This is a genomic window from Pseudomonas fluorescens (assembly GCF_019212185.1).
Taxonomy (GTDB): Bacteria; Pseudomonadota; Gammaproteobacteria; order Pseudomonadales; family Pseudomonadaceae; genus Aquipseudomonas.
Genome location: NZ_CP078138.1, coordinates 3,868,271 through 3,891,505, shown reverse-complemented (window position 1 = coordinate 3,891,505; position 23,235 = coordinate 3,868,271). Strand labels below are relative to the sequence as shown.

The following is a 23,235-nucleotide window of genomic DNA, read 5'->3' as shown; positions in this document are numbered from 1 at the left end:
CGCAGGCAAGACCGGCTTATGCCGGTTCTAAGTGTTTTTATAGGAGGCAGGCTGCGTGGGTTATATTCCTGTCAGCGCTGTCAAGATTAAACGCTAGCTGGTGATGTCTGATTGAGCAAGAATATTTTTTATAAGCTTATAGCCTGATTAACTATATGATTTTAAATGATTAAATATGTAAATCCGCAATTTGGTGCGGTCCCTCACCAATTTGACGCACTTGACAGGATCCAAATATGGTCAAGATTTCTCATGTGCAATCAGCTATTTGCGGTAGGTTCGTGGCATACGAAAAAAACGCCTATAAATAAAGCGCACCAGTTTGGATCCTGGAAGTTCCGATCATTTGACCGACATTTAGCCTGAGTGCCCGATCAAGTAGTCGCAGCGGGATCGACTGTAGATATAAAAGTTATGGGTATCAGTTGTTTACATGGATTTTACCGAGCCGTTGCAACCGTCAACGGAGCCTGCGGCACAGTTATTGATTGCCGCCGCTGGCACCTTGGCCGGTCGGTAAATGTTGTCAGTTCTCCGGCCATCGTCAGGTCAGCGGATCGCCGCTGGCCAACCCGATGAGCACAATAATCAGAACAGTGGAGCGGCCATGCAACAGAACAGATCGCAAGTCACCGAGCGTGACGGACTCTACGAACTCGAGGCCGCCAGCGACGTCCTCGACAGCCCCCGATACAACCACGACATTGCCCCGACCAAGGTCCACGAGCGCACCTGGAACAAGTGGCACATCACTGCACTATGGGTTGGCATGTCGATCTGCGTACCGACTTACACTCTTGGCGGCGTGCTCACGGCTTACTTCGGCCTGAGTGTCGGCGAAGCGCTGATGGCGATTCTGCTGGCCAACGTCATCGTGCTGATCCCGCTCACGCTCAACGCCTTTGCCGGCACCAAGTACGGCATTCCATTTCCGGTGTTGCTGCGCTCGTCCTTCGGGGTGATTGGCTCCAACGTACCCTGTCTGATTCGCGCCTTGGTGGCCTGCGGCTGGTTTGGCATCCAGACCATGTTCGGCGGGCTGGCGATCCACCTGTTTCTAGGCTCGCTGTCGGCCGACTGGAAGGGGCTCGGCGGCACCGGGGAGGTGATCGGCTTCATGCTGTTCTGGGCGCTGAACCTGTGGGTGGTGCTGCGCGGCGCCGAGTCGATCAAATGGCTGGAAACCCTTTCTGCGCCGCTGCTGGTGCTGGTGGGCCTGGGCCTGCTGGTGTGGGCGATGCCTAACGTGTCGCTGACCGAACTCATGGCCCAGCCGCCAAAACGGCCCGAGGGCGCCAGCCTGTGGAGTTATTTCTTTGCCGGCCTGACCGCGATGGTCGGGTTCTGGGCCACGCTGTCGTTGAATATCCCGGACTTCAGCCGTTATGCGAAAAGCCAGAAGGACCAGATTGTCGGGCAGATCATGGGCCTGCCGTTGACCATGTTCCTGTTCGCCGCCCTCGGCGTAGTGATGACTGCGGCTTCGGAAAAACTGGTGGGGGTGACCGTCTCGGATCCGGTGTCACTGATCGGCCATATCCAGAGCCCGGCCTGGGTCGCACTGGCCATGGCGCTGATCATTATCGCCACTTTGTCCACTAACACCGCCGCCAACATCGTCTCGCCCACCAATGACTTCCAGAACCTCGCGCCGAAGCTGATCAACCGCACCAAGGCAGTAATGCTCACCGGTCTGGTGGGCCTGGCGCTGATGGGCCATGAGCTGCTGAAAAAGCTCGGCTGGATCGTCTCCGAAATCAGCCTCGAGTCGGTTTATTCCAACTGGCTGCTGGGCTACTCGAGCCTGCTGGGGCCGATCGCCGGGATCATGGTGGTGGACTATTTCCTGATCAGGAAACAGCAACTCGATCTCGCCGGCCTGTACCGCGATGACGTCTATCCGGCGTGGAACTGGTACGGCTTCATTGCCTTCGCGGTGCCTGTGGCGCTGACTCTGCTGTCGCTGGGCAGTGATGTCTTCAACTGGTTCTACAGCTACGGCTGGTTCACTGGTTCGGCGTTGGGCGGCCTGATTTACTACGGGCTGTGCTCGATGCGCTCCAGTCAATCGGTGGCGAAATCTGCGGTGTAGTGGGCGGCGTTCCGCTGCTCGCGAAGGGGCCCTCAAACCCACCCAAAAACCACCTGAACGAACCCATAAGAACAACCCCGAGGAGATCACCATGAACGCGGCCGTAGACGTTCTGCAGTCCAGCCACCAGCACATCAACCGCGACCGCCTGTGGCGTTCACTCATGGAACTGGCCAAGCTCGGCGCCACGGTCAAGGGCGGCGTCTGTCGCCTGGCGCTGACCGACCTCGATCGCCAGGCCCGGGACATTTTCGTGGGTTGGTGCGAGGACGCCGGATGCACGGTCACCGTGGACGCGGTGGGCAACATCTTTGCCCGCCGCCCCGGACGCAATCCCGACCTGCCGCCGGTCATGACTGGCAGCCACATCGACACCCAGCCCACCGGCGGCAAGTTTGACGGCTGTTTCGGTGTTCTGGCCGGTGTCGAGGTGCTGCGCACCCTGAATGACATGGGCGTGGAAACCGAGGCACCACTGGAGGTGGTGGTCTGGACCAACGAAGAAGGTTCGCGCTTCGCCCCGTGCATGATGGGATCCGGGGTGTTCGCCGAGAAATTTACGTTGGAGGAAACCCTGGCCAAGGTCGATGCTGAGGGCGTAACGGTGGGGGAGGCACTCAACGCGATTGGCTATGCCGGTCCGCGTAAAGTCAGTGGGCACAAGGTCGGTGCCTACTTTGAAGCGCATATCGAACAGGGGCCGATTCTTGAAGATGAGCACAAGACCATTGGCGTGGTAATGGGCGCGCTGGGGCAGAAGTGGTTCGACCTTAAGCTGCGCGGTGTCGAGGCCCACGCCGGGCCAACCCCGATGCACCTGCGCAAGGATGCCCTGGTGGGTGCTGCGGTGATCGTCGGTGCAGTCAATCGCGCAGCTCTGGGGCACCAGCCCCATGCCTGCGGCACCGTCGGGTGTCTGCAGGCCTATCCCGGCTCACGCAACGTGATCCCGGGCGAGGTGCGCATGACCCTGGATTTCCGTCATCTGCAACCGGAGCGCCTAGACTCGATGATCGCCGAAGTGCGCCAGGTGATCGAAACCACCTGCGAGGAACACGGCCTGAGTTACGAACTGACGCCCACCGCCGATTTCCCACCGCTGTACTTCCACCAGGACTGCGTCGAGGCGGTTCGCGGGGCGGCGCAAGGCTTGGGTTTGTCGCACATGGACATCGTCAGCGGCGCGGGACATGACGCGATCTTCCTCGCGGAACTGGGCCCGGCGGGGATGATATTTGTGCCTTGTGAGGGGGGGATCAGCCACAACGAGATTGAGAATGCCGCACCGGATGATCTGGCGGCTGGGTGTGCGGTGTTGTTGCGTGCGATGTTGGCGGCGTCGGCGACGGTGGCCGGGGGGCATGGCAAGGGATAACAAAACCATGTGGGAGCAGCCGGTCGACGCTCGAATGCTCGCGAAGGTCGTCAACGATAACGCGCTTTTTCAGCTAAGGCGCGGTGACCTTGAGACCTTCGCGAGCAGGCTCGCTCCCACAATGATCAACTAATAGCCGAAGATTACTCTTCGATGTTACCCATAGCCGTGGTGTTGAAACCACCGTCTACATACATGATTTCACCGCTGATGCCCGACGCCAGGTCGGAGCACAGGAAGGCGCCGGCGTTGCCGACTTCGTCGATGGTGACGTTGCGACGCAGCGGGGTTTGCGCTTCGTTGGCGGCCAGCATTTTGCGGAAGTTCTTGATGCCGGAAGCCGCCAGGGTGCGGATCGGGCCAGCCGATACGCAGTTCACGCGGGTGCCGTCCGGGCCCAGGGAGCCGGCCAGGTAACGCACGCCAGCTTCCAGGGAAGCCTTGGCCATGCCCATGACGTTGTAGTTCGGCATGGTGCGCTCGGCGCCCAGGTACGACAGGGTCAGCAGGCTGCCGTTGCGGCCTTTCATCATTTCGCGACCGGCCTTGGCCAGGGCCACGAAGCTGTAGGCGCTGATGTCGTGGGCAATGCGGAAACCGTCACGGGTGGTGGCTTCGGTGAAGTCGCCGTCCAGTTGGTCGCCCGGGGCGAAGCCCACGGAGTGCACGATGCAGTCCAGGCCGTCCCACTTCTGGCTCAGGGCTTCGAAGACCTTGGCGATTTCTTCATCGCTGGCCACGTCGCACGGGAAGCACAGCTCAGGGCTCGAACCCCAGCCTTGTGCGAACTCTTCGACACGACCCTTGAGTTTGTCGTTCTGATAAGTGAAGGCAAGCTCAGCGCCCTCGCGATGCATGGCGGCAGCGATGCCGGATGCGATGGACAGCTTGCTGGCGACACCGACGATCAGTACGCGCTTACCGGCGAGAAAACCCATGTGTTGCTCCTCTTTCAGGTTATTCGGCTGATGCTGGGGCCAGGAAGGCGGCCTCCAGCAACTGCTGGGTATAGGGATGTTGCGGTGCGGCAAAGATCGCTTGCGCAGCACCTTGTTCGACCACTTGGCCATGCTTGACCACCATCAATTGGTGGCTCAGCGCTTTCACCACAGCCAGGTCATGGCTGATGAACAGATACGTCAGGTTGTACTTGCTCTGCAGTCTGCGCAGCAGTTCAACCACTTGGCGTTGCACGGTGCGGTCGAGGGCCGAAGTCGGCTCGTCCAGCAAAATCAACGCCGGTTTTAGCACTAATGCCCGGGCAATGGCGATTCTTTGCCGTTGCCCACCGGAAAATTCGTGAGGGTAGCGGTGCCGGGTGTCCGGATCCAGGCCTACTTCCTCGAGCGCGGCAATAATAGCCTGCTCTTGCTCTGCTTCCGTGCCGATCTTGTGAATTCGCAGGCCTTCGCCGACGATCTGACTCACGCACATGCGTGGGCTCAGGCTACCGAAGGGGTCCTGGAACACCACCTGCATCTCCCGCCGCAGCGGCCTGACCTGTTGCTGCGTCAGGCTGTCCAGCGATTTGCCTTCAAAACGGATCGTGCCCTTGCTGGCAATCAAACGCAGTATCGCCAGGCCCAACGTCGACTTGCCCGAACCACTCTCGCCGACAATGCCCAGGGTCTGGCCCTGGGGCAGGCTAAAGTTGATTCCGTCCACCGCCTTCACGTAATCGACGGTGCTGCGCATAAAGCCTTTCTTGATCGGGAACCAGACTTTCAGGTCCTCGACTTGCAGCAGCGGCGGGCCGATTTCATTGCTCGCCGGCCGTCCGCTGGGCTCCGCTGCCAGCAATTCACGGGTGTACGGATGCTGTGGCGCGCGAAACAATTCCTCACACGATGCCTGTTCGACGATGCAACCGCGCTGCATGACACATACCCGATGCGCAATTCTTTGCACCAGGTTCAAATCGTGGCTGATCAGTAGCAGCGCCATGCCCAGGCGCGCCTGTAAATCCTTGAGCAAATCGAGGATTTTCAGCTGCACGGTGACGTCCAGCGCGGTGGTCGGTTCGTCAGCGATCAGCAGTTCCGGCTCGTTGGCCAGGGCCATGGCAATCATCACCCGTTGTCGTTGGCCGCCGGACAATTCGTGGGGGAGAGCCTTGAGGCGTTTGTGCGGTTCAGGGATGCCCACCAGTTCCAGCAGTTCCAGGGTGCGCTTGGTCGCGACCTTGCCGGTGAGACCCTTGTGGATCCCCAGCACCTCGTTGATCTGCTTCTCGATCGAATGCAGCGGGTTCAGCGAGGTCATGGGTTCCTGAAAAATCATCGCGATGCGATTGCCACGAATGTGGCGGATGGTTTTTTCTTTCAGGCTCAGCAGGTCATGCCCGGAGTAGTTGATGCTGCCGCTGGGGTGACGGGCCAGGGGGTAGGGCAGCAGGCGCAGGATCGAGTGCGCGGTGACCGACTTGCCCGAACCGCTTTCGCCGACCAGTGCCAGGGTTTCGCCGCGCTTGATGTCGAAACTGACACCCTCGACCACCCGATGCCGTCGGTCGCCGATGCCAAACTCGACGCTGAGGTCGCGCACTTCGATCAGATTGTCCTGATTCATTTCACTTCCTCGGGTCGAAGGCATCGCGAGCGGACTCGCCGATAAACACCAGCAAACTCAACATCACCGCCAGTACCGCAAAGGCACTGATACCCAACCACGGCGCCTGCAGGTTGGACTTGCCCTGGGATACCAGCTCACCCAGGGACGCACTGCCGGCCGGCAAACCGAAGCCGAGGAAGTCCAGGGCGGTCAGGGTGCCGATGGCGCCGGTGAGGATGAACGGCATGAAGGTCATGGTCGAGACCATGGCGTTGGGCAGGATATGGCGGAACATGATCGCGCCGTTCTGCATGCCCAGCGCCCGGGCGGCACGCACGTATTCGAGATTGCGCCCACGCAGGAACTCGGCACGGACCACATCCACCAGACTCATCCAGGAGAACAGCAGCATGATCCCCAGCAGCCACCAGAAGTTGGGCTGCACGAAACTGGCGAGAATGATCAGCAGATACAGCACCGGCAAGCCCGACCAGATTTCCAGGAAACGCTGCCCGGCGAGGTCGACCCAGCCGCCATAAAAGCCCTGCAGGGCACCCGCGATCACCCCGATGATCGAGCTGAGGACGGTCAACGTCAGGGCAAACAGCACCGATACCCGGAAACCGTAGATCACCCGGGCCAGCACATCACGGCCCTGGTCGTCGGTGCCCAGCAGGTTATCCGCCGACGGCGGCGCGGGGGCCGGGACTTTCAGGTCGTAATTGATGCTCTGGTAGCTGAACGGGATCGGTGCCCACAGGGTCCAGGCGTCCTTGGCCTTGAGCAACTCGCGGATGTACGGGCTCTTGTAGTTGGCTTCCAGCGGGAATTCGCCGCCGAAGGTGGTCTCTGGATAGCGCTTGAGTGCCGGGAAGTACCACTCGCCGTCGTAGTGCACGGCCAGCGGCTTGTCGTTGGCGATCAGCTCGGCGCCGAGGCTCAGGCCGAACAGCACGAGGAAGATCCACAGCGACCACCAGCCGCGCTTGTTGGCCTTGAACAGCTCGAAACGGCGTCGATTGAGAGGGGAAAGGTTCATCTCAATGCTCCCGGGTTTCGAAGTCGATACGTGGGTCGACCAGGGTGTAGGTCAGGTCGCCGATCAGTTTTACCACCAGGCCCAGCAGGGTGAAGATGAACAGGGTACCGAAGACCACCGGGTAATCACGGTTGATCGCCGCCTCGAAACTCATCAGGCCGAGGCCGTCGAGGGAGAAGATCACCTCCACCAGCAGCGAGCCAGTGAAGAAAATCCCGATGAAGGCCGAGGGGAAACCGGCGATTACCAGCAGCATGGCGTTGCGGAATACATGGCCGTACAGCACCCGGTGGCGGGTCAGGCCCTTGGCCTTGGCGGTGACCACGTACTGCTTGTTGATCTCGTCGAGGAAGCTGTTTTTGGTCAGCAGGGTCATGGTCGCGAAGTTGCCGATCACCAGGGCGGTCACCGGCAGCGCCAGGTGCCAGAAGTAATCGAGGACCTTGCCACCCAGGCTCAGTTCGTCGAAGTTGTTCGAGGTCAGGCCGCGCAGGGGGAACCAATCGAGGTAGCTGCCGCCGGCGAACACCACGATCAGCAGGATGGCGAACAGGAACGCCGGGATCGCATAGCCGACGATGATCGCCGAACTGGTCCAGACGTCAAAATGGCTGCCGTGTCGCGTGGCCTTGGCGATCCCCAGGGGGATCGACACCAGGTACATGATCAGGGTGCTCCACAAACCGAGGGAGATCGACACCGGCATCTTCTCCTTGATCAGGTCGATCACCTTGGCATCGCGGAAGAAGCTGTCGCCGAAATCCAGGCGCGCGTAGTTCTTGATCATAATCCACAAGCGTTCCGGCGCCGACTTGTCGAAGCCGTACATCTGCTCGATTTCCTTGATCAGCGCCGGGTCCAGGCCCTGGGCGCCGCGATAGCTGGAGCCAGCCACCGAGACTTCGGCACCGCCACCGGCAATCCGGCTGGTGGCGCCTTCGAAGCCTTCGAGCTTGGCAATCATCTGCTCCACCGGGCCACCGGGCGCGGCCTGGATAATCACAAAGTTGATCAGCAGGATGCCGAACAGGGTAGGAATGATCAGCAGCAGTCGCCGTAATATGTAGGCCAGCATCTTATTGCTCCCCGGCCGCAGGTTCGGCTTGCTCTTGTTTCAGCACCTCGATCGCCGGCTTGGCGTCGGGCTTGATCCACCAGGTGTTGATGCCGATGTCGAAGGTTGGCGAAACCTTGGGGTGACCAAGGTGATTCCAGTAGGCCACACGCCAGGTCTTGATGTGCCAGTTGGGGATCACGTAATAGCCCCATTGCAGCACTCGGTCGAGGGCGCGGGCGTGAGCCACCAGGCTGCTGCGCGAGTCGGCATTGATCAGCGCCTCCACCAATTGGTCGATGGCCGGGTCCTTGAGGCCAATGTAATTGCGGCTACCCGGCTTGTCGGCACTTTCCGATTTCCAGAACTCGCGCTGTTCGTTGCCCGGCGAACTGGACTGCGGGAAACCGCCGACCACCATGTCGAAGTCCCGCGAGCGCACGCGGTTGATGTACTGCGAGACGTCGACCCGGCGAATCTCCAGATCGATCCCGAGGTCGCTGAGGTTGCGCTTGAACGGCAGCAGCACGCGCTCGAACTCGGTCTGCGCCAGCAGGAATTCGATCTTCACCGGTTTGCCGCTGGCGTCGACCATCTTGTCGTCGACAATGCGCCAACCGGCTTCCTGCAGCAGTTGATAGGCCTGGCGTTGCTGGGCGCGGATCATGCCGCTGGCATCGCTCAGCGGGTTGGCGAAGGCCTCAGTGAACACTTGCTCGGGAATCTTGCCGCGCAGGGGTTCGAGGATCTGCAACTGGGCTTCATCCGGCAGCCCGGTGGCGGCCATTTCCGAGTTTTCGAAGTAGCTGCGGGTGCGGGTGTAGGCGCCGTTGAACAGCTGTTTATTGGTCCATTCGAAGTCCAGCAACAGGCTCAGGGCCTGACGCACCCGCACGTCCTGGAACAGCGGCCGGCGCAGGTTAAAGACAAAGCCCTGCATGCCGGTGGAGTTGCCGTTGACGATCTGTTCCTTGATCAGTCGACCTTCACTGACCGCCGGGATGTTGTAGGCGTTGGCCCAGTTTTTCGCGGAAATTTCCAGCCAGTAGTCGAACTGGCCAGCCTTGAGGGCTTCCAGGGCGACGGTGTTGTCGCGGAAATAGTCGGTGCTCATCACATCGAAGTTGTAGAAACCGCGATTGATCGGCAGGTCCTTGCCCCAGTAGTCCTTGACCCGCTCGTAACGGATTGAACGTCCGGCCTTGACCTCGCTGACCTTGTACGGCCCGCTGCCCAACGGCGCTTCGAGATTGCCCTTGGTGAAGTCGCGGTTTTCCCACCAGTGCTTGGGCAGCACGGGCAATTGGCCGATGATCAGCGGCAGCTCGCGATTGTTGTTGTGCTTGAAGGTGAACAGCACCCGCAGTGGGTCTTCGGCGACCACTTGGTCGACATCGCCGTAGTAGCCGCGATACAGCGGTGCGCCACTTTTCATCAGGGTTTGGAAGCTGAACACCACGTCCTCGGCACGGACCGGATGGCCGTCATGGAAGCGTGCCTCAGGGCGCAGGTAGTAGCGCACCCAGCTATTGTCCGGGGCTTTCTCGATCTTGCTGGCGATCAGCCCGTATTCGGTGAAGGGTTCGTCCAGGCTTTGCCGCGCCAGGGTGTCGTAGATCAGGTCGGTGTCGTTGGCCGGTACGCCTTTGCTGATGAAGGGGTTGAGGCTGTCGAAGCTGCCGAAGCCGGCCTGGCGGAAGGTCCCGCCTTTGGGCGCATCCGGATTGACGTAATCGAAGTGTTTGAAATTCGCCGTGTACTTGGGCGGTTCGTCGTACAGGGTCAAGGCGTGTTGCGGCGCCGCTTGGGCGACACAGGCTACACCCGCGAGGAGCAGGCCGAGGAGGGTACGCACAGGCATCATTGAGCTTTCTCCGAAGTCTTCAGCCACCACGCGTTCAGGCCCAGGGTGTAGGGCGGCGTGGTCACGAAGGCGAACCGGTTACGGTACGCCAGGCGGTGATAATTGATGTACCAGTTAGGAATGATGTAGTGCTGCCACAGCAGCACGCGGTCCAACGCCTTGCCGGCGGCCAATTGTTCATCGCGGGACTGGGCCGCGAGCAACTGTTCCAGCAGGTGGTCGACCACCGGGTTGGCGACGCCGGCGTAGTTCTTGCTGCCCTTGACCGCGACCTGGCTCGAATGGAAGTACTGCCACTGCTCCAGCCCGGGGCTGAGGGTCTGGTCGAGGGTCATGAGGATCATGTCAAAATCGAACTGGTCCAGACGCTGCTTGTACTGGGCGCGGTCGACCGTGCGCAGGCGCGCGTCGATGCCGATGCTGGCGAGGTTTTCCGCGTAGGGCTGGAGAATCCGTTCCAGGTTCGGGTTGACCAGCAGAATCTCCAGGCGCAACGGCTGGCCGGCGGCGTTCTGCAGGCGCTGGCCATTGAGCTTCCAGCCCGCTTCGGCCAGCAGGCCCAGGGCCTGGCGCAGGGTCTCGCGGGGAATCCCGCGGCCCTCGGTGCGTGGCAGGCTGAACGGCTCGGTGAACAGCTTGGCGGGCAACTGCTCGCGATAGGGCGAGAGCATCAGCCATTCGTGGCCCACCGGCAGGCCGCTGGCAGAGAATTCGCTGTTGGGGTAGTAACTCATGGCCCGTTGGTAGGCGCCGCTGAACAGGGTGCGGTTGGTCCATTCGAAGTCAAACATCAGGCCCAGGGCCTGGCGCACCTTGGCGTCGGCAAACGTGCTGCGCCGGGTGTTCATGAACAGGCCCTGGGTCTGGGTCGGGATCTGGTGCTTGATCTGTGCCTTGATCACCTCGCCCCGGCGCACGGCGGGGAAGTTATAGCCATTGGCCCAGTTCTTCGCCTGGTGTTCGATGTAGATGTCGAACTCGTTGGCCTTAAAGGCTTCGAAAGCGACGTCGCTGTCGCGGTAAAACTCGACCTCGACCTTGTCGTAGTTGTATTTGCCGCGATTGACCGGCAGATCCTTGCCCCAGTAATCCTTGACCCGTTCGAACTGCAACTGTCGCCCCGGCTGAACCTGGATGATGCGGTACGGCCCGCTGCCCAGTGGTGGTTCGAAGGTGGTGGCCTTGAAGTCGCGACCTTTCCAGTAGTGCTGCGGCAACACCGGCAACTCGCCAAGGCGCAGGATCAACAGGGGGTTGCCGGCGCGCTTGAAAACGAAGCGGATGCGCAACGGGTTGAGGATATCGACCCGTTGCACTTCCTGCAGACTGGTGCGGTAGCGCGGGTGACCTTCCTTTAGCAATAAACGGTAGGAAAAGGCCACGTCGTAGGCAGTGATGGCTTTTCCGTCGTGGAAACGTGCCTCGGGGCGCAGGTTGAACACCACCCAGCTGCGGTCCTCACTGTATTCCACGGATTGCGCGATCAGCCCGTAGCTGGATGCCGGCTCGTCGCCGGAGGGTGCGTATTGCCCGGTGCCGACCATCAGTGGCTCATTCAGCTCGTTGATGCCGTATTGCAGGAAATTGGGCGTGGCAACCGGGCTGGTGCCCTTGAAGGTGTAGGGGTTAAGGGTGTCAAAAGTGCCAAACGCCATCAACCGCAAGGTGCCGCCTTTGGGCGCTTGCGGATTTACCCAGTCGAAGTGGGTAAAGCGGGCTGGGTACTTGAGTGTGCCGAACTGCGCATAACCGTGGCTTTCGCTGATGGTTGCGCTCGCAGGGAAGCTCAAGGCCAGGCTGATCAGCAGGAGGGGAAAGACAGGCTTCAAGTCAGGGTTTCGATCCAGGCGGCTTGGGCTACATGGTTCGTACAGTAACAGCTTGTCTTGACAGGAAAAAGCCGGAGGAGGGGGCTGTTCAAATGTAGGAGCTGGGTTGTCGGGACGCCGCATCGCAGCGAAAAACCTGAGGCCGCCGCATTTATTCAGAATGGGCGCCTCATCGTTGACATTTTTCGCGAGCAAGCTCGCTCCTACCACTTATCGTCCATTAGACACGCATTGACTCTCAGCGCGGCGAGGAGACGGTGAGCAACTGCCCCGGCTTCAGCGCCTGGCCCACCCGTGGGTTCCAGCGCTTGAGGTGTTGCATCTCGACATTGAAACGCTTGGCGACCATGTACAGCGAGTCACCGCGCTGGACCTTGTACTTCGTCTGCTTCTTGCTGTTGGCGGCTAGGGTGGTGGTAGTGCGGCCGCTGCTGCGGCGGGTGTCCTGCATGACCAGGGTCTGGCCGGCCTTGAGGTGCTTGCCGCTGAGGTTGTTCCAGCGCTGCAGGTCCTTGACGTCGACCTTATTGGCCTTGGCGATGGCGGTCAGGTTGTCGCCACGCTTGACCCGATAACTGCGCTTGGCACCGGCAATCACCGGGCTGTCGGCACCGTCGAACACCGGCTTGAGCGGCCGCTTGCTGATCAGCTCTTCGGGCTTCATGGTCGACAGGCTGGCCGTCAGCAGCTGTGCCTTGGAGGTTGGCACCAGCAGATGCTGGGGGCCGTCGATGGTGGTGCGTTGCTTGAAAGCCGGGTTGAGCTGGAACAACTCGTCTTCGTCGATATTGGCCACCGCGGCGACCTTGGACAGGTCCATGCGCTGGTTGATTTCAACGACTTCGAAGTAGGGCTGGTTGGCAATCGGGTTGAGATTGACGCCGTAGGCTTGCGGGGTGATCACTACCTGGGACAGGGCGAGCAACTTGGGCACGTAGGCCTGGGTTTCCGACGGCAGTGGCAGGTTCCAGTAATCGGTGGGCAGGCCGAGTTTTTCGTTGCGCTCGATGGCCCGGCTGACCGTGCCTTCGCCGGCGTTGTAGGCCGCCAGAGCCAGCAGCCAGTCGCCGTTGAACATGTCGTGCAGCTTGGTCAGGTAATCCAGGGCGGCGGTGGTCGACGCGGTGATGTCGCGACGACCATCATAGAAACGGGTCTGGCGCAGGTTGAAGTAACGTCCGGTGGACGGAATGAACTGCCACAGGCCTACCGCGTTGGCCGGTGAATAGGCCAAGGGATTGTAGGAGCTTTCAATTACTGGCAGCAGCGCCAGCTCCAGCGGCATGTTGCGTTCTTCGAGGCGCTCGACAATGTAATGCATGTACAGGCTGCCGCGTTCGCCGGCGCTTTCCAGGTAGGAAGGATTACTGGCGAACCACAGGCGCTGTTGCTCGATCCGAGGGTTGACGCCCAGGCCGTCCTGCAACTGGAAACCCTGGCGCATGCGCTCCCAGACATCCTGCGGGACCTCCGGCGTGGGTTTTTCGCTGAGCCAGATCGGCTTTTGCTTGGGGCGTGCGGACAGGGTGTGTGCCGCATCGGTTTGCGGCACTTGACCGGTGCTGCTGCAGCCCGCCAGGGTGGCGGACACAGCCACCGCGATGGCTTGAGCCAGGCGGGTCAATGCGTCTGATTTGATGGATTTACGTATAGATGACGACATTGGCTGGAAGTAAGTTCCGGGCAAAAATGTCGGGCGATTCTAGAAAGGGCACCCGGTGCGGTCAACCTTTGAGAATCTTCCGACCTATGCTGGCCCTGTTTAGAACCTATCCTTCCAAGCCCGAAGTGCCGCAAAAACCTCACTGGGCGCCCGGTCTTTGGAGTCACTCCGTTCGTCTAATATTTCTTTAACGGATGTTTCGCCGGTGCGCAAAAAGGGATTTGTCAGCTTTTCCAAAGCCAGATTGGACGGCAATGTAATCTGCCCGGCTTCGCGTAATTGCGAGACATTCCTGAAGCGCTTGGCGACGTCCGGGTTATTCGGTTCGACGGCGACGGCAAAGCGCAGATTGCTCAGGGTGTACTCGTGGGTGCAATACACCAGGGTCGCGTCCGGCAAGGCAGCGAGGCGGCTCAGCGAGTGGTGCATCTGTTGCGCAGTGCCCTCGAACAGGCGGCCGCAACCGGCGGCGAACAGGGTGTCGCCACTGAACAACACGCCCGGGGTGTAGTAAGCGATGTGGCCGAGGGTGTGGCCCGGCACCGCATACACGTCGAAGGTATGACCGAGTACGCTGATCTGGTCGTTATCGTTGAGGGCCACGTCGCGCGCCGGGATGGCTTCGCTGGCTGGGCCGTAGACCTTGGCCCCGGTGGCTTGCTTGAGGGTTTCGACGCCGCCGACGTGGTCATGGTGATGGTGGGTGACCAGAATATCGCTGAGGGTCCAGTCGGAATGTTCCGCCAGCCAGGCCAGAACCGGTGCCGCATCGCCCGGATCGACCACGGCGCAGCGGAAATTTGCTTCATCTTGTAACAACCAGATGTAGTTGTCGGTGAAGGCGGGTAGGGCTGTGATGGGTATCATTACGAAATTCGCCAAGCGGAATACATTGGCGCATCTTAGAGCTTCCTGGCGAGTTGGAGAATGCAATGACCGATAAAGCGTTCGCGCAGGCCGATCCGCAGTGGCTGGAGTTGATCGGCGCTGCCCGCGAGTGGCTGTCCGGGCCCATCGGCCAGTTTCTGCTGGATGAAGAGCGGCGCATGCTCGAAGACGAACTCGGGCGCTTCTTCGGCGGCTACCTGGTGCATTACGGGCCCTCGGCTGAAACGCCGCCCAACGCCCCGCAGGTGCAACGCAATGTGCGCCTCGGTGCGCCGCTGCCGGGGGTGGAAATTGTCTGTGAAGAACAGGCATGGCCGCTCAGCGAGCACGCCGCCGACGTGGTGGTCATGCAGCACGGCCTGGATTTCTGCCTGTCGCCCCACGGCCTGCTGCGCGAGGCCGCCAGTGCCGTCCGCCCTGGCGGGCATTTGCTGATCATCGGCATCAACCCCTGGAGCAGTTGGGGCATGCGCCATGTGTTCGCCGCTGACGGGATGCGCAAGGCGCGCTGCATTTCGCCGTCGCGAGTGGCCGACTGGCTCAACCTGCTGGGCTTCGCGCTGGAGAAACGCCGCTTCGGGTGCTATCGTCCGCCGCTTGCGTCTCCTGCCTGGCAAGCTCGCCTGGCCGGTTGGGAGCGCAGGGCGGGTAACTGGCAACTGTCCGGTGGCGGCTTCTATCTATTGGTCGCACGCAAGATTGTTGTGGGCCTGCGCCCGGTGCGCCAGGTGCGGCGCGAGCCGATGGGCAAGCTGATCCCGCTGCCGATGGCCAAGGTCAACCGACGCGACAGCAAGCCGTAACCCCCCTTCCTTATTACTCCAGCCGGGTTCGCCCGGCCCAGGCATTGTCGACCCAGGCCGACAAGCCACCGACTTATTCTGGATAGATTGCATGAGCGATAGCGTAGAACTCTTCACCGATGGCGCCTGCAAGGGCAACCCCGGCCCCGGCGGCTGGGGCGCCTTGCTGGTGTGCAAGGGCGTGGAAAAGGAGCTCTGGGGCGGCGAAGCCAACACCACCAACAACCGCATGGAGTTGATGGGGGCAATTCGTGGCCTGGAAGAGCTCAAGCGGCCCTGCGATGTGCTGCTGGTGACCGACTCGCAGTACGTGATGAAGGGCATCAACGAGTGGATGGTCAACTGGAAAAAGCGCGGCTGGAAAACCGCTGCCAAGGAACCGGTCAAGAATGCCGACCTGTGGATGCAACTGGACGAACAGGTTAATCGCCACAACGTGACCTGGAAGTGGGTGCGTGGCCACATCGGCCATCCGGGTAACGAGCGCGCCGACCAGTTGGCCAACCGCGGCGTCGATGATGTGCGCGGTTACAAGCAGGCCTGATCGGCTGAAAAGCTGCGCAGTTCGTCGATCAAGCGCAAACAGTGCTTCAACCCCGGTGAAACGTCGCCAATGCGCTGACTGAGAATGATCGGCGAGGTGGCGTTGTTTTCCAGGACCGGGGTGAAGCCGATGTCGTCGCGGTGCAGCAATTGCACCGACGCCGGCACCAGGGTCACGCCGATGCCCGCACCCACCAGGCCGATCGCCGTCTGCAGTTCGTTGGTCCACTGCGCCACCTTGATGCTCACCCCATAAGACTCGAACAACGCGATCACATGGTCGGCGTAGCTTGGCCGTGGGTTGCCGGGATAGAGCACGAAGGGCTCGTTGGCCAGCTCGCTGAGGCTGATGGGTCGGGCCAGCAGCGGATGGCCGGCGGGCAGGGCGGCGACCAGGCGGTCTTCGTTGAGCACGGTTTGGATGATCGCCGGGTCATCGATACGAATCCGCCCGAAACCGACATCGATCCGACCCGCTTTGAGCGCCTGCACCTGCTGCAGGGTGGTCATTTCCGACAAGCCCAACTCCAGCTCCAGGGCGTCGTTGCTGCGCAGGCGCCTGATCAACTCGGGGAGTACGCCGTACAAGGTCGATGGCGCAAAACCGATACCCAGCCAGGTTTTCTCGCCCAGGCCAATCCGCCGGGTGTTGTCGCAGACTTTGTGCAGTTGCTCCAGCAGCGCCGTGGAGTGCTCAAGGAAAAACCGCCCGGCCTCGGTCAGGCGCAGCGGCCGTCCGCGCTCCAGCAGGACCACCCCCAACTCATCTTCCAATTGCTGGATCTGCCGGCTCAAAGGCGGTTGGGCGATGTGCAGGCGCTCGGCGGCGCGGGTGAAATTCAGGGTGTGCCCCAGCACCTGGAAGTAGCGCAAATGACGTAGTTCCATGAGTCCTCCACAGTTGAATCTTGAAAATACCTAAAAGGTATCGATCCAGACCAATTCTATATTGGAACCCGGAAAAAAGCCGTACGAGAATCGGTCCCAGAACTTCAAGAACCTGATGGGTATGGACATGCTTTCTTCTGCCATTGAATCGATCGAGACGATCATCGTCGATCTGCCGACTATCCGCCCGCACAAGCTGGCGATGCATACCATGCAGAACCAGACCCTGGTGATCATCCGTGTGCGCTGCGCCGACGGCATCGAAGGTATCGGTGAGTCGACCACCATCGGTGGCCTGGCCTACGGCAACGAAAGCCCGGACAGCATCAAGACCAACATCGACCAGCACTTTACGCCGCTGTTGCTGGGCCAGGACGCCTGCAACATCAACGCCGCGATGCTGCGTCTGGATCGCAGCATCCGTGGCAACACTTTCGCCAAGTCCGGTATCGAAACCGCCTTGCTCGACGCTCAGGGCAAGCGCCTTGGTTTGCCGGTCAGTGAGTTGCTCGGTGGCCGTGTGCGTGACGCGCTGCCCGTGGCCTGGACCCTGGCCAGCGGCGACACCGCCAAGGACATCGCCGAAGCCGAACAGATGCTCGACCTGCGTCGTCACCGGATTTTCAAATTGAAGATCGGTGCCGGCGAAGTCGATCGTGACCTGGCTCACGTGATCGCGATCAAGAAAGCCCTCGGCGATCGCGCCAGTGTGCGGGTCGACGTCAACCAGGCCTGGGACGAGGCCGTGGCCTTGCGCGCCTGCCGGATTCTCGGCGGCAACGGCATCGACCTGATCGAGCAGCCAATCTCGCGCAACAACCGTTCCGGCATGGTCCGCCTCAATGAAATGAGCCCGGCGCCAATCATGGCCGACGAGTCCATCGAGTGCGTCGAAGACGCCTTCAACCTGGCCCGCGAAGGCGCGGCGTCGGTGTTCGCCCTGAAAATCGCCAAGAATGGTGGCCCTCGCGCCGTGTTGCGCACCGCCGCCATTGCCGAAGCAGCGGGGATCGGCCTGTACGGCGGCACCATGCTCGAAGGCGGGATCGGCACCCTGGCCTCGGCCCATGCGTTCCTGACCCTGAACAAACTGAGCTGGGACACAGAGCTGTTCGGCCCCTTGCTGCTGACCGAAGATATTCTCAGCGAGCCACCGGTGTACCGTGATTTCCAATTGCACGTTTCACGCGAGCCGGGCCTTGGCCTGAGCCTGGACGAGGAGCGCCTGGCGTTCTTCCGCCGTGACAAAACCGCCACCACCCTGTATTCCGCCTGAGGAGATGCGCATGCTGTTCCACGTAAAAATGACCGTGAACCTGCCGGTCGACATGAATCCCGAGCGGGCTGCCCAGCTCAAGGCCGATGAAAAGGCCTTGGCCCAGCGCCTGCAGGAACAGGGCAAGTGGCGGCACCTGTGGCGAATCGCCGGGCTCTACGCCAACTACAGCGTGTTCGACGTCGACAGCGTGCAGGAACTGCACGACACCTTGATGCAACTGCCGCTGTACCCGTACATGGCCATCGAAGTGAACGCGATGTGCAGGCATCCTTCTTCTATTCACGAAGACGATCGCTGAGCCGGCGTCGTCCGTACTGCACTCTAATAACTACAAGATGAGGAATTATCATGAACGTCAAAATTTCCCACACTGCCACTGCCCAGAAGTTTCTCGAAGAAGCCAGTGGCCTGCACAACGATGAAGGCAGCCCGCGCGCCAAGGCGCTGATCTACCGCATCCTGCGCGACTCGGTGAACATCATCGAAGACCTCAACGTGACCCCGGAAGAGTTCTGGAAAGCGGTGAACTACCTGAACGTCCTCGGCGCACGCCAGGAAGCGGGCCTGCTGGTTGCCGGCCTGGGCCTGGAGCACTACCTCGACCTGCTGATGGACGCGGAAGACGAGCAGGCCGGTAAAACCGGCGGCACCCCGCGCACCATCGAAGGCCCGCTGTACGTAGCCGGTGCGCCGCTGTCCACCGGCGAAGCGCGCCTGGACGACGGCGTCGATCCGGGTGTGGTGCTGTTCATGCAAGGCCAAGTGAAGAACACCGACGGCTCGCCACTGGCCGGCGCCGTGGTCGACGTCTGGCACGCCAACACCGGCGGCACTTACTCGTACTTCGATGGCAGCCAGTCGGAATTCAACCTGCGTCGTCGTATCGTCACCGATGCCGAAGGTCGCTATCGTTTCCGCAGCATCGTGCCGTCGGGCTACGGCTGCCCACCGGACGGTCCGACCCAGCAACTGCTCGATCAACTGGGCCGTCACGGCCAGCGTCCGGCGCACATCCACTTCTTCATCTCGGCAGACGATCATCGTCACCTGACCACCCAGATCAACCTGGATGGCGACAAGTACCTGCACGACGACTTTGCCTACGCCACCCGCGACGAACTGATCGCCAAGATCACCTTCAGCGACGATCAGCAACGCGCCGCAGCCTACGGCGTGAGCGGGCAATTCGCCGAAATCGAGTTCGATTTCACCCTGCAGTCCTCGGCTCAGCCTGACGAGCAGCAGCGTCACGAGCGAGTTCGCGCCCTGGAAGACTGATAACACGCGGCTCACCGACCACGAGATAAACCACCGTTTATCTCGTGGTTTTTGCCGTTGTGGCACCTGGCATACAATGGCCCGGTCCGATGTACCCATAACAACAATGAGAGAGACGGTTATGCAAGCGCATCTATTGAGTGAGCGCAGCCGCGTGTTTGCCCAGGCCGACCCCTATGCGGTGTCGGAGTACGTCAATCAACACGTGGGCAACCACTGCATCCGCCTGCCTGGCAGCGGCAGCCCGCAGGCCAGTCTCAATCACAGCAAATTCGCCAGCCTGGACCTGTGCCGTATCAGCTACGGCGGCAGCGTGCGGGTCACCTCACCAGCCCTGGAAACTATCTTCCACCTGCAAGTCCTGCTGCGTGGCCACTGCCTGTGGCGCGGCCATCGTCAGGAGCATTACTTCGCTCCCGGCGAGTTGTTGCTGATCAATCCGGACGATCCGGTGGACCTGACCTATTCCGACGACTGCGAAAAATTCATCCTGAAAATGCCCGCCAGCCTGCTGGAATCGGTGTGCCAGGAGCAGCGCTGGTTGCACTCGGGGCAGGGCGTGCGCTTTCTCGAAAATCGCTATCAACTGGATGAGTTGGAAGGCTTCTTCAACCTGCTGGGCATGATCTGCCAGGAGGCCGAAGCGTTCGACAGCATGCCGCGGGTCCAGGATCACTACGCACAGATCATCGTCAGCAAGATGCTCAGCCTGATGAAAACCAACGTCAGCCGCGCCGGCCTTGGTTCGCAGACTGCCTGCTTCGAGCGGATCACCGATTACATCGAACGCAACCTCAAGCAGGACATCTGCAGCGAGGAACTGGCCCGCCAGGCGAGCATGAGCCTGCGTTCGCTGTACGGGCTGTTCGAGCGATATGCCGCGACCACGCCAAAAAACTACATTCGCCAGAAGAAGCTGGAACGGGTCAACGCCTGTCTCAGCGACCCCACCTGCACCGTGCGCAACGTCACCGAGCTGGCCATGGATTACGGTTTCCTGCACCTGGGTCGGTTTTCCGAAAGCTACCGAAAGCAGTTCGACGAATTGCCGTCGGACACCCTCAAGCGCCGCCACTGATCGTCAGTCGATGCGCGCAGCCCGCGTATCGACCTGGTTGCACAAAACGGATAGTGCTTTGCACCCAGTGGATATTGGCCCTCCAGCGCCCGTTCTAGCATGAGCCTTGCCTGAACAATAACAATGGAGGCGGCGGCCATGACCCTGCGACCCGAATATCTTCAATCCCTGCTCGAAGACGATAAAGAACAGGGCCTCTTCCGTTGCAAGCGGGAGATGTTTACCGACCCGCGCCTGTTCGATCTTGAAATGCAACACATTTTCGAGGGCAACTGGCTGTACCTCGCTCACGAGAGCCAGATTCCCAACAAGAACGATTTCTACACCACCACCATGGGCCGCCAATCGATCTTTATCGCCCGTAACAAGGACGGTGAGCTCAACGCTTTTCTCAATGCCTGCAGCCACCGTGGCGCCATGCTCTGCCGGCACAAAACCGGCAATAAGAGCTCCTATACCTGCCCGTTCCATGGTTGGACCTTCAACAACTCCGGCAAGCTGCTCAAGGTCAAGGATCCAGCGGCGGCCGGCTACCCGGCGAGCTTCAACTGCGAGGGCTCCCACGACCTGACCAAGGTGGCGCGCTTCGAGTCCTACCGTGGCTTCCTGTTCGGCAGCCTCAAGGCCGACGTGGTGCCGCTGGTGGAGCACCTGGGTGAGTCGGCGAAGATCATCGACATGATCGTCGATCAGTCGGTGGACGGCCTGGAAGTCCTGCGCGGCTCCAGCAGCTACATCTATGAAGGTAACTGGAAACTCACCGCCGAAAACGGCGCCGACGGCTACCACGTCAGCTCGGTGCACTGGAACTACGCGGCGACCCAGAACCAGCGCAAGCAACGCGAATGCGGCGACGAGAACCCGACCATGAGCGCCGGCACCTGGGCCAAGCAGGGCGGCGGTTTCTACTCGTTCGACAAGGGGCACATGCTGCTCTGGACCCGCTGGTCGAACCCCGAGGACCGGCCGCTGTACGAGCGTCGCGACGAACTCGCCCGCGACTTCGGCAAGGCCCGCGCCGACTGGATGATCGAAAACTCGCGCAACCTGTGCCTGTACCCCAACGTTTATCTGATGGACCAGTTCAGTTCGCAGATTCGCATCGCCCGGCCGATCTCGGTCAATCGCACGGAAATCACCATTTATTGCATCGCCCCCAAAGGCGAAAGCGACACCGCGCGCTCCAGCCGGATCCGCCAGTACGAAGACTTCTTCAACGTCAGCGGCATGGCCACCCCGGATGACCTGGAAGAGTTCCGCTCCTGCCAGATGGGCTATCAGGGCAGCAACACGGCCTGGAACGACATGTCCCGTGGTGCCGAGCACTGGGTCGAGGGCGCCGATGAGGCGGCCAAAGAGATTGACCTGCAGCCACTGCTCAGCGGTGTGCGCACCGAAGACGAAGGGCTGTTCGTGCTGCAGCACAAATACTGGCAGGAAACCATGCTCAAGGCCCTGGCCGAAGAGCAGTCGGCCTTGATCAAGCTGGAGGCGCTGGCATGAGCATTTCTTACGACGCCGTGCGCGACTTCCTCTACCGTGAAGCGCGCTACCTCGACGACAAGGACTGGGACAACTGGCTGGAACTGTACGCCGCTGACGCCAGTTTCTGGATGCCGTCCTGGGATGACAACGACGAGTTGACTGAAGACCCACAGCGGGAAATCTCACTGATCTGGTACGGCAACCGCATGGGCCTGGAGGACCGCATCTTCCGGATCAAGACCGAGCGTTCCAGCGCCAGCGTGCCGGACACCCGGACCTCCCACAACATCAGCAACATCGAGCTGCTGGAACAGGCTGACGGCCTGTGCAAGGTGCGCTTCAACTGGCACACCCTGAGCTTTCGCTACAAGACCGTCGACAGCTATTTCGGTTGCAGTTTCTACACCCTCGACGTGCGCGGCGACAGCCCGCTGATCAAGGCCAAGAAAGTGATCCTGAAGAACGACTACGTTCGCCAGGTTATCGATGTCTACCATTTGTGAGGTCACGGTCATGACGCATTCCATTGCACTGAATTTCGAAGATGGCGTGACCCGGTTCGTCGACGCCAAGCCGGGCGAGACCGTGGCCGATGCTGCGTACCGTCAGGGCATTAACATTCCGCTGGACTGCCGCGACGGCGCCTGCGGTACCTGCAAGTGTTTCGCCGAGGCTGGCCGTTATGAACTGGGCGAGGAATACATCGAAGACGCCTTGAGCAGCGAGGAAGCCGAGCAAGGCTTCGTGCTGACTTGCCAGATGCGCGCCCTGAGCGATTGCGTGGTGCGGGTGCCGGCGTCCTCGGACGTCTGCCGGACCCAGCAGGCCAGCTACAGCGCGGCCATCAGCCAGGTGCGGCAGTTGTCCGACAGCACCATTGCTCTGTCGATCAAGGGCGACGCCTTGAGCAAACTGGCGTTCCTGCCGGGGCAATACGTCAACCTGGGGATTCCCGGCAGCGAGCAGACCCGTGCCTATTCCTTCAGTTCGTTGCAACGCGACGGCGAGGTCAGCTTCCTGATCCGCAACGTCCCGGGCGGCCTGATGAGCAGTTTCCTCACCGGCATCGCCAAGGCCGGCGACAGCATGAGCCTGGCCGGGCCACTGGGCAGTTTCTACCTGCGCGAAATCCAGCGCCCGCTGCTGTTGCTGGCCGGCGGCACCGGCCTGGCGCCGTTCACCGCGATGCTGGAGAAAATCGCCGAGCAGGGCAGTGCCTATCCGCTGCATCTGATCTACGGGGTGACCAACGATTTCGACCTGGTAGAACTGGATCGCCTGCAGGACCTGGCCGCGCGCATCCCCAACTTCAGCTTCAGTGCCTGCGTGGCGAATCCACAAAGCGCTCATCCGCTCAAGGGCTACGTGACCCAGCACATCGAACCGCAGCACCTTAACGAGGGCGACGTCGACGTCTACCTCTGCGGCCCGCCGCCGATGGTCGAAGCGGTCAGCCAGTACATCCGCGAACAGGGCATTGCGCCGAAGAACTTCTACTACGAGAAATTTGCTGCCAGCGCGGCGTGA

General features: G+C 60.9%; 20 protein-coding genes. 11 read left to right on the top strand and 9 right to left on the bottom strand.

Annotated features, from left to right (window positions below; all coding sequences use genetic code 11):
- Window positions 1-607 precede the first annotated feature (607 nt).
- Window positions 608-2,092 (top strand): NCS1 family nucleobase:cation symporter-1, encoded by a 1,485-nt coding sequence (locus KW062_RS17340; protein ID WP_027616496.1) that lies wholly within the window; start codon window positions 608-610, stop codon window positions 2,090-2,092.
- Window positions 2,093-2,183: 91 nt separating this feature from the next.
- Window positions 2,184-3,467 (top strand): Zn-dependent hydrolase, encoded by a 1,284-nt coding sequence (locus KW062_RS17335; protein WP_105754573.1) that lies wholly within the window; start codon window positions 2,184-2,186, stop codon window positions 3,465-3,467.
- 143 nt (window positions 3,468-3,610) lie between these two features.
- Here the strand turns inward: KW062_RS17335 and fabI are convergent, their stop codons facing one another.
- The 8 genes from fabI to gloB form a co-directional block, all read right to left on the bottom strand.
- Window positions 3,611-4,405 (bottom strand): enoyl-ACP reductase FabI, encoded by a 795-nt coding sequence (gene fabI, locus KW062_RS17330; protein ID WP_027616498.1) that lies wholly within the window; start codon window positions 4,403-4,405, stop codon window positions 3,611-3,613.
- 19 nt (window positions 4,406-4,424) lie between these two features.
- Window positions 4,425-6,035: an ABC transporter ATP-binding protein gene (locus KW062_RS17325; protein ID WP_105754572.1), complete on the bottom strand. Its 1,611-nt coding sequence runs from the start codon at window positions 6,033-6,035 to the stop codon at window positions 4,425-4,427.
- 1 nt (window position 6,036) lies between these two features.
- A complete protein-coding gene (locus KW062_RS17320) occupies window positions 6,037-7,056 on the bottom strand; it encodes an ABC transporter permease (protein WP_027616500.1) in 1,020 nt (339 codons plus the stop codon).
- A gap of 1 nt (window position 7,057) precedes the next feature.
- Window positions 7,058-8,131 carry a microcin C ABC transporter permease YejB gene (locus KW062_RS17315; protein WP_027616501.1) on the bottom strand — a complete coding sequence of 358 codons (1,074 nt, stop codon included), beginning with the start codon at window positions 8,129-8,131 and terminating at the stop codon, window positions 7,058-7,060.
- Between the two features lies 1 nt (window position 8,132).
- Window positions 8,133-9,974 (bottom strand): extracellular solute-binding protein, encoded by a 1,842-nt coding sequence (locus tag KW062_RS17310; protein WP_105754571.1) that lies wholly within the window; start codon window positions 9,972-9,974, stop codon window positions 8,133-8,135.
- Window positions 9,971-11,803, bottom strand: a complete 1,833-nt coding sequence (locus KW062_RS17305; RefSeq protein WP_027616503.1) for an extracellular solute-binding protein — start codon at window positions 11,801-11,803, stop codon at window positions 9,971-9,973. The genes KW062_RS17310 and KW062_RS17305 overlap by 4 nt, the downstream gene beginning before the upstream one ends.
- Window positions 11,804-12,041: 238 nt before the next feature.
- A complete protein-coding gene (locus tag KW062_RS17300) occupies window positions 12,042-13,466 on the bottom strand; it encodes a transglycosylase SLT domain-containing protein (RefSeq protein ID WP_105754570.1) in 1,425 nt (474 codons plus the stop codon).
- 99 nt (window positions 13,467-13,565) lie between these two features.
- Window positions 13,566-14,333: a hydroxyacylglutathione hydrolase gene (gene gloB, locus KW062_RS17295; protein ID WP_027616505.1), complete on the bottom strand. Its 768-nt coding sequence runs from the start codon at window positions 14,331-14,333 to the stop codon at window positions 13,566-13,568.
- 65 nt (window positions 14,334-14,398) lie between these two features.
- On the opposite strand from gloB, the gene KW062_RS17290 reads away from it, so the two are divergent.
- Both KW062_RS17290 and rnhA read left to right on the top strand, forming a co-directional pair.
- Window positions 14,399-15,157, top strand: coding sequence for a class I SAM-dependent methyltransferase (locus KW062_RS17290; protein ID WP_027616506.1), 759 nt, complete (start codon window positions 14,399-14,401; stop codon window positions 15,155-15,157).
- A gap of 91 nt (window positions 15,158-15,248) precedes the next feature.
- The gene (rnhA, locus tag KW062_RS17285) at window positions 15,249-15,701 is read left to right on the top strand and encodes a ribonuclease HI (RefSeq protein WP_027616507.1); all 453 of its coding nucleotides are present in this window, start codon (window positions 15,249-15,251) and stop codon (window positions 15,699-15,701) included.
- Here the strand turns inward: rnhA and KW062_RS17280 are convergent.
- Window positions 15,686-16,588 carry a LysR family transcriptional regulator gene (locus KW062_RS17280; protein WP_027616508.1) on the bottom strand — a complete coding sequence of 301 codons (903 nt, stop codon included), beginning with the start codon at window positions 16,586-16,588 and terminating at the stop codon, window positions 15,686-15,688. The genes rnhA and KW062_RS17280 overlap by 16 nt on opposite strands.
- Window positions 16,589-16,715: 127 nt before the next feature.
- Here KW062_RS17280 and KW062_RS17275 point away from each other — a divergent pair, with 127 nt between their 5' ends.
- The 7 genes from KW062_RS17275 (at window position 16,716) to benC (ending at window position 23,235) form a co-directional block, all read left to right on the top strand.
- A complete protein-coding gene (locus KW062_RS17275) occupies window positions 16,716-17,864 on the top strand; it encodes a muconate cycloisomerase family protein (protein ID WP_027616509.1) in 1,149 nt (382 codons plus the stop codon).
- Window positions 17,865-17,874: 10 nt separating this feature from the next.
- Window positions 17,875-18,165 carry a muconolactone Delta-isomerase gene (gene catC, locus KW062_RS17270; protein WP_027616510.1) on the top strand — a complete coding sequence of 97 codons (291 nt, stop codon included), beginning with the start codon at window positions 17,875-17,877 and terminating at the stop codon, window positions 18,163-18,165.
- A 50-nt stretch (window positions 18,166-18,215) separates the two neighbouring features.
- Complete coding sequence (gene catA, locus KW062_RS17265) at window positions 18,216-19,145, top strand: catechol 1,2-dioxygenase (protein ID WP_027616511.1); 930 nt, start codon at window positions 18,216-18,218, stop codon at window positions 19,143-19,145.
- Window positions 19,146-19,266: 121 nt separating this feature from the next.
- Window positions 19,267-20,223: an AraC family transcriptional regulator gene (locus tag KW062_RS17260; protein ID WP_027616512.1), complete on the top strand. Its 957-nt coding sequence runs from the start codon at window positions 19,267-19,269 to the stop codon at window positions 20,221-20,223.
- A gap of 138 nt (window positions 20,224-20,361) precedes the next feature.
- Window positions 20,362-21,726: a benzoate 1,2-dioxygenase large subunit gene (gene benA / locus KW062_RS17255; RefSeq protein ID WP_027616513.1), complete on the top strand. Its 1,365-nt coding sequence runs from the start codon at window positions 20,362-20,364 to the stop codon at window positions 21,724-21,726.
- Complete coding sequence (gene benB / locus KW062_RS17250) at window positions 21,723-22,211, top strand: benzoate 1,2-dioxygenase small subunit (protein ID WP_105754568.1); 489 nt, start codon at window positions 21,723-21,725, stop codon at window positions 22,209-22,211. The genes benA and benB overlap by 4 nt, the downstream gene beginning before the upstream one ends.
- A gap of 10 nt (window positions 22,212-22,221) precedes the next feature.
- Complete coding sequence (benC, locus tag KW062_RS17245) at window positions 22,222-23,235, top strand: benzoate 1,2-dioxygenase electron transfer component BenC (RefSeq protein ID WP_105754567.1); 1,014 nt, start codon at window positions 22,222-22,224, stop codon at window positions 23,233-23,235.